This window comes from Nonomuraea sp. H19, assembly GCF_052068215.1.
Lineage (GTDB): Bacteria > Actinomycetota > Actinomycetes > Streptosporangiales > Streptosporangiaceae > Nonomuraea.
The window spans coordinates 253086-265376 of record NZ_JBQHCV010000007.1 but is presented as its reverse complement, the minus strand read 5'-3'; the positions used below and the strand labels follow the sequence as shown (position 1 = coordinate 265376).

13 protein-coding genes are annotated in these 12291 nt (G+C 70.8%); 10 read left to right on the top strand and 3 right to left on the bottom strand.

Annotated features, from left to right (window positions below; all coding sequences use genetic code 11):
• Positions 1-16 precede the first annotated feature (16 nt).
• The 6 genes from ACTMTI_RS17645 to ACTMTI_RS17620 are packed head-to-tail and all read left to right on the top strand — an operon-like array spanning position 17 to position 5953.
• On the top strand, positions 17-1171 hold the full coding sequence (locus ACTMTI_RS17645; RefSeq protein WP_441121448.1) for an efflux RND transporter periplasmic adaptor subunit: 1155 nt from the start codon (positions 17-19) through the stop codon (positions 1169-1171).
• Complete coding sequence (locus tag ACTMTI_RS17640; RefSeq protein ID WP_441121447.1) at positions 1168-1905, top strand: ABC transporter ATP-binding protein; 738 nt, start codon at positions 1168-1170, stop codon at positions 1903-1905. Before ACTMTI_RS17645 ends, ACTMTI_RS17640 begins: the two co-directional genes overlap by 4 nt.
• A complete protein-coding gene (locus ACTMTI_RS17635; RefSeq protein WP_441121446.1) occupies positions 1902-3167 on the top strand; it encodes an ABC transporter permease in 1266 nt (421 codons plus the stop codon). Before ACTMTI_RS17640 ends, ACTMTI_RS17635 begins: the two co-directional genes overlap by 4 nt.
• Before the next feature lie 10 nt (positions 3168-3177).
• The gene (locus ACTMTI_RS17630) at positions 3178-3678 is read left to right on the top strand and encodes a hypothetical protein (RefSeq protein WP_441121445.1); all 501 of its coding nucleotides are present in this window, start codon (positions 3178-3180) and stop codon (positions 3676-3678) included.
• Positions 3675-4367 (top strand): response regulator transcription factor, encoded by a 693-nt coding sequence (locus tag ACTMTI_RS17625; protein ID WP_441121444.1) that lies wholly within the window; start codon positions 3675-3677, stop codon positions 4365-4367. The genes ACTMTI_RS17630 and ACTMTI_RS17625 overlap by 4 nt, the downstream gene beginning before the upstream one ends.
• Entirely contained in the window at positions 4364-5953 is a 1590-nt protein-coding gene (locus tag ACTMTI_RS17620) for an ATP-binding protein (protein ID WP_441121443.1), read from the top strand. Before ACTMTI_RS17625 ends, ACTMTI_RS17620 begins: the two co-directional genes overlap by 4 nt.
• A gap of 90 nt (positions 5954-6043) precedes the next feature.
• On the opposite strand, the gene ACTMTI_RS17615 is transcribed toward ACTMTI_RS17620, so the two are convergent.
• Entirely contained in the window at positions 6044-7420 is a 1377-nt protein-coding gene (locus ACTMTI_RS17615) for an FG-GAP and VCBS repeat-containing protein (RefSeq protein WP_441121442.1), read from the bottom strand.
• 67 nt (positions 7421-7487) lie between these two features.
• On the opposite strand from ACTMTI_RS17615, the gene ACTMTI_RS17610 reads away from it, so the two are divergent.
• Positions 7488-8717 (top strand): cytochrome P450, encoded by a 1230-nt coding sequence (locus tag ACTMTI_RS17610; protein ID WP_441121441.1) that lies wholly within the window; start codon positions 7488-7490, stop codon positions 8715-8717.
• Positions 8718-8751: 34 nt separating this feature from the next.
• Here ACTMTI_RS17610 and ACTMTI_RS17605 read toward each other — a convergent pair whose 3' ends face one another.
• Both ACTMTI_RS17605 and ACTMTI_RS17600 read right to left on the bottom strand, forming a co-directional pair.
• Positions 8752-10167, bottom strand: coding sequence for an MFS transporter (locus tag ACTMTI_RS17605; protein ID WP_441121440.1), 1416 nt, complete (start codon positions 10165-10167; stop codon positions 8752-8754).
• 138 nt (positions 10168-10305) lie between these two features.
• Positions 10306-10911 carry a TetR/AcrR family transcriptional regulator gene (locus ACTMTI_RS17600; RefSeq protein WP_441121438.1) on the bottom strand — a complete coding sequence of 202 codons (606 nt, stop codon included), beginning with the start codon at positions 10909-10911 and terminating at the stop codon, positions 10306-10308.
• A gap of 547 nt (positions 10912-11458) precedes the next feature.
• Between ACTMTI_RS17600 and ACTMTI_RS17595 the strand changes: the two genes are divergently transcribed.
• From ACTMTI_RS17595 to ACTMTI_RS17585, 3 genes are all read left to right on the top strand, one after another.
• A complete protein-coding gene (locus ACTMTI_RS17595) occupies positions 11459-11779 on the top strand; it encodes a GYD domain-containing protein (protein WP_441121437.1) in 321 nt (106 codons plus the stop codon).
• A gap of 96 nt (positions 11780-11875) precedes the next feature.
• Positions 11876-12118, top strand: a complete 243-nt coding sequence (locus ACTMTI_RS17590) for a hypothetical protein (protein ID WP_441121435.1) — start codon at positions 11876-11878, stop codon at positions 12116-12118.
• Positions 12111-12275: a hypothetical protein gene (locus ACTMTI_RS17585; RefSeq protein WP_441121434.1), complete on the top strand. Its 165-nt coding sequence runs from the start codon at positions 12111-12113 to the stop codon at positions 12273-12275. The genes ACTMTI_RS17590 and ACTMTI_RS17585 overlap by 8 nt, the downstream gene beginning before the upstream one ends.
• The last annotated feature ends 16 nt before the right edge of the window (positions 12276-12291 follow it).

Below are 12291 nucleotides of genomic sequence, written 5' to 3'. Positions count from 1 at the left end.
GCAAGGGTCACGCAGTGTGAAGGTGTCGAACAGGCGCACAGCGCTGACCACCAGGAGAGCGCGCATCAGCAGCAGGGCGCTGATCACTAACGGGGCGTTGGCGGTGCTCCTGCTGGGCGGCGCCGTGTTCGCCTACGCCCAGCTCGGCACGGGACAGGCGGCGGGCGAGACGACCGTGCGCACGGTGACCGCGAGCCGCGGCTCCGTGGTGGCCGCGGTGTCGGCCTCGGGCGCGGTCGAGAGCGCCAAGTCCAGATCGCTCTCGTTCGGTACGAACGGGACCGTCGAGAAGATCTACGTCAAGGCCGGCGACAAGGTCGGCAAGGGCGACATCCTGGCCAGGCTCGACGACGACGCCGCCCAGGAGAGCCTGTCGGCGGCCAAGGCCACGTACGAGAGCGCCGTCGCGGACGGGACCGGCACCGCCCAGCTCTACGCCGCCTACGTCAAGGCGCGCAACGCCTACCGGGAGGCCCAGCGCACGGTGGCGGCCACCGTACTGAAGGCCCCGTTCGGCGGCACGATCACGGCGGTGAACGGCTCGGCGGGCGGCAGCAGCGGCGCCTCCGGCCAGAGCACCGGCCAGGGGCAGGCGACCACGGGCACGAGCGCGAGCGCGGCTTCCAGCGGGTTCATCGAGATCGCCGACACCGGGAAGCTGCAGCTCGTCGGCGCCTTCACCGAGGCGGACGCAGGCAAGCTCAAGCGCGGCCAGGCGGCCACCGTCACGTTCGACGCCCTGCCCGGGGTGAGCGCCGCCGGCAAGGTCACCCAGATCGAGCCGGTCGCCTCCACCAGCGACAACGTCGTGCAGTACCCGGTCACGGTCACCTTCACCGAGGTGCCGGACCAGGTGCGGCTGGGCCAGACGGCCACGGTCGAGGTCGTGGTGGGCAGGGCGGACGACGTCGTCACCGTACCCTCCACGGCGGTCTCCACCAGCGGCGGCCAGACCACGGTCACCCTGCTCGAGAACGGCACGCCGACCAGGACCCCGGTCGAGGTGGGCCTGCAGGGCACCGCCCTGACGGAGATCAAGTCCGGCGTGGCCGAGGGCGACCAGATCGTGCCCCCGGCGACCACGACGGCCGGCACCCCCGGCGGCAACCAGCGGCAGTTCGGCGGCGGCGGGTTCCCCGGCGGTGGCGGCATGCCGGGAGGCGGACGATGACCGCGCCCGTGCCCGTCCTGCGGGTCAAGGACCTCGTCAAGGAGTACGGCGACGGCGAGGCCAAGGTACGCGCCCTGCGCGGCATCAGCATGGACGTCGAGCACGGAGACTACGTCGCCATCATGGGCGCCTCCGGCTCCGGCAAGTCCACGCTCATGAACATCCTCGGCTGCCTCGACATCCCCACCTCCGGGACGTACCTGATCGACGGCGCCGACGTCGGCCGGCTGGACGAGCACCAGCTCGCCATCCTGCGCAACCGCAGGGTCGGGTTCGTCTTCCAGTCGTTCAACCTGATCCCGCGCATGAGCGCGCTGGCCAACGTCGAGCTGCCGCTCGTGTACGGCGGCCTCGGCCAGGCCGAGCGGCGCGCGCGGGCGCTGGCCGCGCTGGAGCAGGTCGGGCTGGCCGACCGCGTGCACCACGAGCCGAACCAGCTCTCCGGCGGCCAGCAGCAGCGCGTGGCGGTCGCCAGGGCGCTGGTCACCGCGCCCGCGCTGCTGCTGGCCGACGAACCGACCGGCAACCTCGACACCGCCTCCACCCACGACGTGCTGCAGATCATGGACCGGCTCAGCGCGTCCGGCCGCACGATCGTGCTCATCACGCATGAGGACGACGTGGCCGCGCACGCCAAACGGGTGATCAGGCTGGTGGACGGCGAGATCGTGGAGGACCGGCGGCAGGCGCCGGTGGACGGGCCGCCGCCGCGGTCGATGGAGGCGGCCAGGTGAACCAGCTCGAAATCCTCCGCTTCGCGCTGCGCGGCCTGCTGGCCAACAAGATGCGCAGCTCGCTGACCACACTCGGCATCCTCATCGGCGTGGCCGCGGTCATCCTGCTGGTCGCCGTCGGCGAGGGCTCCTCACGCAGCATCCAGCAGAACATCCAGCGCCTCGGCGCCAACACGCTCACGATCTCCCCGTCGTTCTCCGGCGGTGGCGGTGGCGGTGGCGGTGGCGGTGGCGGTGGCGGCATGGGGGCGCAGGGCGCGAACGCCGGGCCGCGTACGCAGGCCAGGGAGCTCAGCCTGGCCGACGCCAAGGCGCTGACCGACAAGACCCTGGCCCCTTCGGTCAAGACCGTCTCGCCGGTGGCGAACGCCTCCTCCTCGACGGCCGCGTACGGGGCCGCCAGCCACGCGATCGCTCAGTTCGTCGGCACGTACCCGAGCTACTTCGAGGCGACCAACAAGCCGGTGGCCAAGGGCACGTACTTCTTCAACGACGACGTGCTGGCCGCCAGGAAGGTCGTGGTGCTCGGCCAGACCGTCGTGGAGGAGCTGTTCGGCGCCGTCGACCCGATCGGCAAGCAGGTCAGCGTGTCCGGCGTGCCGTTCACCGTGGTCGGCGTGCTGAAGGAGGCCGGGTCCAGCGGCATGCAGGACGCCGACGACGTGGCCATCGCGCCGCTGCCCGCCGTACAGCAGAGCCTGAGCGGGTTCGGGCCGCTCAGCTCGATCGTCGTCCAGGCCACCGGGGCCGAGGCGACCACGACGGCGCAGTCCGAGGTCACGGCCATCCTCAACCAGCGACACGGCATCACGAACAACAACCCCGACTACCGCATCCTCAACCAGGCCACGTTGCAGGAGACCGTCAGCCAGGCGACCGGCACCTTCACCGTGCTGCTCGGCGCCGTCGCCGCGATCTCGCTGCTGGTGGGCGGCATCGGCATCACGAACATCATGCTGGTGACCGTCACCGAGCGCACCCGCGAGATCGGCATCCGCAAGGCGATCGGCGCGCCCCGGAGCGCCATCCTGGGCCAGTTCCTGCTGGAGGCCACGCTGCTGAGCCTCGTCGGAGGGCTGTCCGGGGTGCTGGTGGCGTTCGTGGGGACCAGGTTCTCCATCGCCGGCATCGAGCCGGTCCTGGTGCCGTCGTCGGTCGCGCTGGCCCTGGGCGTGTCGGTGGGGATCGGGCTTTTCTTCGGCAGTTATCCCGCCAACAGGGCGGCCAAGCTCAGGCCGATCCAGGCCTTGCGCCACGAGTAAGGAGACGCACATGGCCCAGCTCGACTCCTCGCCGTTCGCCGGTGACCTGCGAGAGGAGCTCGCTGCTCAGCCGGGGAAAAGCCTGTCCCAACTGACTCTGGCGCTGGCCGCCGGCGTCGTGCTGGTGGCGGGGATCCTCATCGGCATCCAGGCCGGCAAGCTGTTCGGCACGGCGGACGGGCCGGCGGCCGCGGCGCAGCAGGGTCCCTTGGGAGGCGGGTACGCCCAGCCGCCCGGGTACGGCGCCCGGCAGGGCGGCTTGGGCCAGCGGATGGGCGGCGGCGGCACGATGGGTACCGTGGAGAAGGTCGAGGGCGGCAAGATCTACGTCAAGACCATGGACGGCTCCACGGTGACCGTGAACACCACCGACCAGACCACGGTCCAGATCGCCAAACCCGGCAAGGTGTCCGACCTGGAGACCGGCAGCACGATCACGGTACGCGGCCGGCCGGGCGGCGACGGCGCGGTGACGGCGGAGTCGATCACCCAGGGAGGAGCCCCGCGATGACCGAGCCCGAGGCCAGGCTGCTGGTGGTCGACGACGAACCCAACATCAGGGAGTTGTTCTCGGCCAGCCTGCGCATGGTCGGGTTCGAGGTGCTGACGGCGGCCGATGGCATGGAAGCGCTCCGGGTGGCCGAGGAGAGCTCACCTGACCTCGTGATGCTCGACGTGATGCTGCCCGACCTGGACGGCCTCGCGGTCGCGGGCAGGCTGCGGTCTCGCGGCCGCCGGGTGCCCGTCCTGTTCGTGACCGCCAAGGACACGCCCGAGGACCGGATCGCCGGGCTCGGGCTCGGCGAGGACTACGTGACCAAGCCGTTCAGCCTCGAAGAGGTCATCGCCCGGATCCGGGCCGTGCTGCGCAGGACCAGGCGGGGCACGCCGCCGCCGAACCGGCTCCAAGTGGCCGACCTCGAGCTGGACGAGGAGACCTACGAGGTCTGGCGGGACGGCGTCCCCGTGAAGCTGTCGCCGACGGAGTTCAGGCTGCTGCAGTACTTCATGCTCAACGTGGGGCGGGTGCTGTCGAAGACGCAGATCCTCGACCACGTCTGGAACGGCGACTGGCGCACCGACGTCGGGCTGGTGGAGTCGTACGTCTCCTATCTGCGCCGGAAAGTGGACACCGGCGAGCGCAAATACCTGCACACGCTGCGCGGGGTCGGCTACATCCTGCGCCCGCCGCGCATATGAGCGCGCCGGACAAGGGCGCGGCGGACAGGCGGGGCGCCGCGCCGCGCAAGGAGCCGGACGGGCGAGGCGCCGCGCCGCGCAAGGAGCCGGACGGGCGAGGCGCCGCGCCGCGGAAAGGGGCTGCGCTGCGCAAGCATCTGGCGCGGACCCCGCTGTGGCTGCGGCTGGTCTCCGCGACCCTGCTGCTGGTCACCCTCGCCATCACGCTGACCGGCCTGTTCGCCGTGCGGCTGCTGCGCGGCTACCTCGTCGAGCGTGTCGACCAGCAGCTGCGCGCCGCCAGCAGCCCGCGTGACATGCCGCCCCCGCCGCCCGAGCCCCGCCCGGCGATCACCCGCCCGCAGCGCTTCTTCGGGCTGTTCCACGTGGTGGTGCTGGACTCGTCCGGCACCACGATCAGGACGCTCAGCGAGTCGACCGACCGGCACACGCCCGACCTGCCCACGCTCACCGGCGCCGACGTCATCGCCCTCAGAGGCCACCCGTTCACCGTCGAGTCGCGCGCCGTCGGCGGCCCGAGCTGGCGGGTCGTCGCCGCGCCCGGACGCGCGGGCGAGAGCCGGGTCATCGCCGTCAGCCTGGGCGACGTGGACGCCACGGTCTCCCAGCTCGCCCTGATCGTGGCCGTCGCAGGCGGCGGCACGCTGATCGTGCTCGGATTCGTGTGCTATTGGCTGGTACGCCGGAGCATGCGCCCGCTCGGCGACATCGCCCGTACGGCCAAGGACATCGCGGGCGGCGACCTGTCGCGCCGCGTGCCCCAGTGGGCGGCCACCACAGAGGTCGGCAAGCTCGGCCGCGCGCTCAACACCATGCTCACCCAGATCGAGTCGGCCGTGCACGAACGGGAGGCGGCGGCCGAGTCCGCCCGCCGCTCCGCCACGGCCGCCAAGCGCTCGGAGGAGCTGATGCGCCGGTTCATAGCCGACGCCTCGCACGAGCTGCGCACGCCGCTGACGTCGATCAGGGGGTTCGCGGAGCTGTACCGGCTGGAGCAGGAGAAGGACGTTGCCGAGGCGGTGCGGCTGCTGGGCCGCATCGAGGGGCAGGCGGCGCGGATGGGGCTGCTGGTCGAGGACATGCTGCTGCTGGCCCGGCTCGACCAGCGGCGGGAGCTGGCCCTGCGGCCCGTGGACCTGCTCAGCCTGGCGGCCACCACGGTGATCGACGCCCAGACGCTCGCGCCGGACCGGCGGATCGAGCTGGTGCGGCTGTTCGGGGGAGAGGGCGAGGTGGTCGTGACCGGGGACGAGCCGCGGCTCGGTCAGGTGCTCGGCAACCTCGTCACGAACGCCCTCACCCACACTCCTCCCGGGACGCCGTTCCAGGTTCGGGTGGGCGTGGACGGCGACAAGGCCGTGGTGGAGGTGGCCGACGAAGGGCCCGGGTTTCCCGCCGACGTGGCGGAGCGCGTGTTCGAGCGGTTCTACCGGGCCGATCCGGCGCGGAGCGTGGGCGGCTCGGGGCTGGGGTTGTCGATCGCGGCCACGCTGGTGGAGGCGCACGGCGGGATCATCATGGCGGAGAGCGAGCCCGGCAAGGGCGCGTTGTTCCGCGTCATCCTCCCAACCGCCGAGCCCACCTGATCACCCAACCCGCTCACGCCGCCCGCCTTTCATTCTCCTGCCCCCTCAGCACGAGCGTGTCTCGGTCGGGCGCGTTGTCCGGCCGGCGGATCAGCCGAAGGTGTAGCCGTACAGGCCGGTGCCCGTGCTGAGCCGGCGGATCTTGCCCAGCCGCAGGCCGGAGCGGCGCTGGCCGGGCGCGTACATGACCAGCCCCTGGTCCGGCGCCGCCACCACGAGCCCGTACAGCGGCCGCCTCTTGGCCAGCGGCCGGTAGCGCTCGCTCAGCGGCAGCGCGGCCAGCGAGGCGCCGAAGTCCCGCCCCTTCCCCTTGACCAGCAGGTTCCCCACCCGCGTCAGCCCCCCGGACGCCCGCCCCGCCAGCACCTGGACGGCCTTCTCACCCGGCACGCCGATGGCCAGCTCGTCCCTCCCGTCGCCGTTGAAGTCCCCGGCCGCCAGCGACGCCCCGAACCGGTCGTAGTACCGCGGCTTGCCCTCCAGCGTGTTCTGCGACCACGCCTCGCTGCGGTAGGTGCTCAGCCCGCCGCGCGTCCCGTACAGGACGTCCACGGTGCCGTCGCCGTAGTCCATGGCCCGCTGGTTCTTGCTGAGCCCCTCACCCGGCACCCCGATGGCCAGGTCGGCGCGCCCGTCCCCGTTGAAGTCGCCGGTGGCCAGCGACGCCCCGAATCCGTCCCATTTCTCCGACGCGCCCTTGATGCCCGGACTGCTCTGCGTGAGCTGCCGGGCCCGCTTCCGCCGTACGTCGATCACGGTGACCGACCCCTGCCCGTCGAGCTTGACGGTGTCGGCCGGCGCGCCGACGACGAGCTCGTCGCGCCCGTCCCCGTCGAAGTCCCCGGTGACCAGCGAGGCGCCCCACTGGTCGGTCACGTTCGCGGCTTGCCGGACCCACCGCGTCTTCTGCGTGAACTGGTACGGCTTGCGTCCCTTCATCCAGTACACCGTCACCGCCCCGCCCGACCGGTGGCTGGGCGCGCCCACGACGAGCTCGTCGCGCCCGTCCCCGTCGAGGTCCCCGGCGGCCAGCGACGCCCCGAACCGGTCGCTCGACGGCTTGGCCGGCACCAGCTCCCTGCCCGGCACCAGCCCGTGCGCGGACCCGTTGAAGAGCTGGACGACCCCGTTCCCGTCGCCGCCGGGCACCCGCTCCCCGGTGAACTCCTCAGACACCCCGACGGCCAGGTCGGCGCACTTGTCCCCGTTGAAGTCGCCCACGGCCAGCGCGGACCCGAACGAGTCGCCCGGTTCCGCGCCGTCCTGGGTGAGCTTGACCTGCTTTCCGGAGCCATACATCACGGTGACCGAACCGGCCCTCGTGTTGTCGTACGGCGCGGCCACGGCGAGGTCGGGCCGGGCGTCGCCGTCGAAGTCGAGAGGGTGTCCACCGCACGCCCGAGCCGCGGTGGGAGCCGTACCGGAAGCGAGGGGAAGAACCAGGCAGACGGCGAGCAGCGCATTCATACTTCGAGTAATGTCCGGCCCGCGCGAACCAGGCTTTAACTCCGTGGGAACGTGCCAGGATAGACGGGTGGACATCGATCTCGCGGATCTGGATTTCTGGCGCAAACCCCTCAAAGAGCGGAATGAGGCGTTCGCTCGGCTCCGGCAGCTGGAGCATCCGGTGTTCTTCCCGGAGAAGAAGGTTCCGCTCCTGCGGTCGGGCAAGGGCTTCTACGCCCTCGTACGCCACGCCGACGTGGTCGAGGCCAGCCGCAACGCCAAGATCTTCTCCAGCGAGCCCGCCGTGACCAATCCGGAGCCGCCCGGCTGGGTGAAGCAGGTGTTCGGCGAGTCGATGGTCAACATGGACGACCCGCGCCACGCCCGCCTGCGCCGGATCGTGACCCGCTCGTTCAGCCCGAAGATGCTGTCCGGCCTGCAGAGCGACATCGAGGCCGCCTGCGCCCGCATCGTGGACGACGTCGTCAAGGAAAGTCCACGCGACTTCGTCACCCAGGTGGCCGCCAGGCTGCCGATCCACGTCATCTGCGACATGCTCGACATCCCGCAGGAGTTGCGCGCCAAGGTCCACCAGCACGTGGACATCTCCACCGCCTACACCGGCGTGCGTCCCAGCCTGGCCCGCAGCGTCCAGATGGCCGGCCAGAACATGCTCGCCCTGCTGGCCCTGCAGCGCATGGTCATCAAGCTCGGCCACGAGCGCGTCGCCAACCCCAAGGGCGATCTGGTCTCCCTGCTGGTCAACGCCAACCCCGACGGAGAGAAGCTGGCCGACAAGGAGCTCGGCTCGTTCTTCGCGCTGCTGCTGGTGGCCGGCAACGAGACCGCCCGCAACACGATGGCGCACGGCATCAAGCTCCTCACCGACAACCCGGCGCAGCGCGAGCTGCTGATGAGCGACTTCGACGCGCACATCAACGGGGCGATCGAGGAGATGGTCCGCTACGTCTCGCCGATCATGCAGTTCCGCCGTACGGTCACCGAGGACTACACGCTGCGGGGCCTGGAGCTGAAGAAGGGCGACAAGGTGGTGCTGTTCTACGGCTCCGCCAACCGGGACGAATCGGTCTTCCCGGACGCGGACACGTTCGACATCACCCGCGACGCCAAGCCGCACGTCGGCTTCGGGGGCCCCGGTCCGCACTTCTGCCTCGGCGCCAACCTGGCCAGGCAGGAGATGCGTACGATGTTCCGCGAGCTGCTGACCAGGCTCCCCGGCATCCGCTCGGTCGGCGAGCCCGAGCTGCTCCTGTCGAACTTCGACAACAGCGTCCGCAGTCAGGCGTTCACGTTCTGATGGGCGATCTCATGCCGACTTCTGAGACCGCCTTCTAGTCCTCGTCGGCCGCCAGGACGTTGCTCCTGATGGTGAGGACCGTGATCAGCGCCGACACCACCATCATCCCGGCGCTGATCAGCATCGCCAGCCGGAACCCGGCGTCGAACACCGCCGGCTCTCGGAACGCGTCGCCCACCAGCCCCACCATGGGCGGCACCGCGGCCACCGCGAGCAGGCTCCCGGTACGCGCCACCGCGTTGTTGACGCCGCTGGCCGTTCCCGCGTAGCGCTCGTCGGCGGTGGCCAGCACGGTCGCCGTCAGCGGCGCCACGGCCGCCGACAGCCCGAGCCCGAACACGGTCACCGCGGGCAGCACCTGCAGCGGGTACGAAGCGCCGAACCCGATCGTGCTCATCCAGAGGAACCCGGCTCCGGCCACCAGGATCCCGATCGTCATCGGCCATCGCGGCCCGTACCGTTTGGCGACCTCACCGGCCTTGGCCGACAGCAGCAGCATCAGGATCGAGGTCGGCAGCATCGCCATCCCCGCCGCGGTGGCCGAGAACCCGGACACCACCCGCAGCTGCACGACCAGCAGGAAGAACACCACCCCCATGGCCGCGTACATGATGAGTGTCACCACGTTCACCGCCGTGAACACGTGATTCCGGAAGATCCCCACAGGCACCAGCGCGTCGGGAGACCTGCGGATCTCCGTCACCACGAACGCCGCCCCGAGCGCCAGGCCCGCGATCAGCGGCACCGGCGCCCCCTCCTGGATCAGCCCGTACGTGATCCCCGCCAGCGCCAGCGCCGCCAGCACCGACCCCAGCACGTCGAACCGCCCCGCCGCCTGCTCGTCTCTGCTCTCGGGCACGTGCCGCAGGGTGACGAGCACGACGATCAGCGCGAACGGCAGGTTGATCAGGAACGCCCACCGCCAGCCCACTGTCTGCACCAGCCCTCCGCCCAGCAGTGGCCCGATAGCGGCGGCCACCCCGCCGAGCCCCGACCACGCCCCGACCGCCCGAGGCCGGTCCCCGCGCACGAACGACGCCTGGATGATCGCCAGCGATCCCGGCGTCAGCAGCGCCCCGCCGATGCCCTGCAACGCCCGGGCCCCGATGAGGAACTCGATGTTCGGCGCCAGCCCGCACAGCGCGGACGCCACGGCGAACCAGACCGTGCCGATGAGGAAGACGGACCGGCGGCCGTAGCGATCGCCCAGGGATCCGCCCAGCAGGATCAGCCCGGCGAGGGTGAGTGTGTACGCGTTGATCGTCCACTGCAGGCCGGCCATGTCCGCGTCGAGCTCCCGGCCCAGGTCCGGCAGCGCGACGTTCACCACGGTGCTGTCGAGCAGCGCGAGCCCGGAACCGAGCACGGTCGCGAGGAGGACCCAGCGCCCGCGCGCCGACTTGAGCACGAGGTGGCCGTCGCTCTGGAGCTCTTGGGGGCCGTGTGTCATGGGCCAATCCTGTCATCGAGCCACGACACTTCAGCGGGCGGATGCGCTTCCGAGAGCCACGACACTTCAGCGGGCGGATGCGCTTCCGAGAGCCACGACACTTCAGCGGGCGGATGCGTTCCCGAGAGCCGTGACACTTCAGCGGGCGGATGCGCTCCCGAGAGCCCGCAGCACGAACTCCGACACCAGTTTCCCGGCCGCCTCCACCGTCACGTCACCGCTGATCAACGGCACCCGCTCGGCGCCGATGACGGCGAGCACCATCCGGGCCGTCGCCGCCACGTCCACGACCCGGAAGTCCCGCGTCTCGATCCCGCTCTCCAGGATCTCCACCAGGATGCGCTGCATGGGCGCGACATGCTCGGCGAGCTGCTGGTAGGCATCCGGGCCCAGAGCGGCACTCAGATCGGCGGCTCCTGGGTGGGGATGGGCGAGCAACCCGGCGAGCTGCAACCGCACGAACGCCCGCAGCCGATCGGCGGGCGAGGCGCCGGCGGGCAGCTCCCGCTCGTAGCTGTCGATGAAGTATTGGGTCACCCGCTCGGTGAACGCCAGCAGCAGTGCCGCCTTGTCGGGAAAGTAGTTGTAGAGGACGGTCCTGGTGATGCCCGCCTCGTTGGCCACGTCCGTCATCGAGATGGCGTCGATGCCCTGCACCCTCGACAGACGCGAGACGGCCTGCAGGATGCGGTCGCGCGTCTGGGCACGATGCTCGCCGATGGTGGCGGCCGAGATCCGTGGCATAGGCCCATGGTAGGCCGCCCCCCTGCGCGCGGCGCTCTCACGCTTGCGGTTGTTATACATCTTCATGCCTCCCAGGTATGGCGACGGCCCCGGGTCCGGGGCAGCTCGGGGCCGCATGACCTGCGCTGATCAGCCCGCAGGGTTCTTGTGCGCGCCAGCGCTGGTCTTGTTCGCGTTCGGCGCGGCCGGCCTGCCATGACGACCAGGGGCCGGTCACGTTCGCCCACACGCTCATGACGACGAGCCAAGGGACGGATTCGCGCCACCAGATCAGCGAGGGGTGGCCGGTCAGGATCGTGGGGAGACGCCGGGAGAGGGAAGAACTCTTCCTGCGGGAGCATGGTCCCTGCTTTGCGCGAGCGCCTCTGCTGCGACTTGTACGGCTTCCTCCGGGATGTCAGGCATTCGCGGTCCTCTCGGGAAGGGCGGCAGGGGAAAACCAGTACAGCGGGTGGGATTACCGTCACCCGAAGCTGAGAACTTCGACCCCGTGACCGCAATGGCCGCCACAGCGCGCAGGGGGCGGCATGAAAAGAGGGACTCGACCATGCCCAAATATCTGATTCAGGCGACCTACACCGCAGATGGCCTCAAAGGGGTGCTGCAAGATGGCGGCACCGGACGCCGGCAAGCGGTGGAGCGCATGGCGGAAAGCGCCGGCGGGCGGGTCGAGCAGATGTATTTCGCGTTCGGCGAGAACGACGTTTATTTGATCGTCGACCTGCCGAGCAATGCGGCTTCGGCCGCTGTGGGTCTCAGAGTATCGGCGTCTGGGGCGGTACGGACGAAGACGGTTGTCCTGCTGGCGCCGGAGGAGATCGACGAGGCCACGCGGCTGGAGGTGGCGTATCGGGCTCCTGGCATGTGATAGCCGGTTGATTGCGAGCGCCGCGGGTTTCAAGCATGTCTTTGGAATCCACGCCGGGCCGCCCGCGGCGGCTGCTCGACGACCCGGCCGCGATGCGTGGTCGAATGGGAGCAGCGCCGCGACGAAGAGCCCGAGCCGTGGCGGGGGATCGGCGGGGTGAGCAACACGTTCCTCTACGCCACGCCCGAGGAGTTCACCGCGCTCGCCACCGCCATCGTGGACCTGCTGGAGCCGCTGATGGCTCGCATCAACGACCCGTCGGCGCGGCCCGACGGGGCGCGCCCCGTACTGCTGGCCCAGCTCTCGGTCCCGCTGCCCCCCACAGCCTCCGGTGACTGAGGCGAGCAGTGGCGCGCGGGTCGCGGACGTGCTGGGCGGCGGCGGCGGCGCCTACGGCGTGTTCCTGTCGGTGCAGGCGGTCGGCGGGATCCTCGGCAGCGCCCAGGCCGCCACGGCACTCATGGGCACCGCGCTGGCCGGCGTCCTGGGCGGGTGATCGGCATCATCCCGAC

Bases quoted from the DNA above. Each gene is read 5' to 3' on its own strand.
- ACTMTI_RS17640 (WP_441121447.1), top strand. From the start codon at position 1,168: ATGACCGCGCCCGTGCCCGTCCTGCGGGTCAAGGACCTCGTCAAGGAG.
- ACTMTI_RS17630 (WP_441121445.1), top strand. From the start codon at position 3,178: ATGGCCCAGCTCGACTCCTCGCCGTTCGCCGGTGACCTGCGAGAGGAG.
- ACTMTI_RS17625 (WP_441121444.1), top strand. From the start codon at position 3,675: ATGACCGAGCCCGAGGCCAGGCTGCTGGTGGTCGACGACGAACCCAAC.
- ACTMTI_RS17620 (WP_441121443.1), top strand. From the start codon at position 4,364: ATGAGCGCGCCGGACAAGGGCGCGGCGGACAGGCGGGGCGCCGCGCCG.
- ACTMTI_RS17615 (WP_441121442.1), bottom strand. From the start codon at position 7,420: ATGAATGCGCTGCTCGCCGTCTGCCTGGTTCTTCCCCTCGCTTCCGGT.
- ACTMTI_RS17605 (WP_441121440.1), bottom strand. From the start codon at position 10,167: ATGACACACGGCCCCCAAGAGCTCCAGAGCGACGGCCACCTCGTGCTC.
- ACTMTI_RS17600 (WP_441121438.1), bottom strand. From the start codon at position 10,911: ATGCCACGGATCTCGGCCGCCACCATCGGCGAGCATCGTGCCCAGACG.
- ACTMTI_RS17595 (WP_441121437.1), top strand. From the start codon at position 11,459: ATGCCCAAATATCTGATTCAGGCGACCTACACCGCAGATGGCCTCAAA.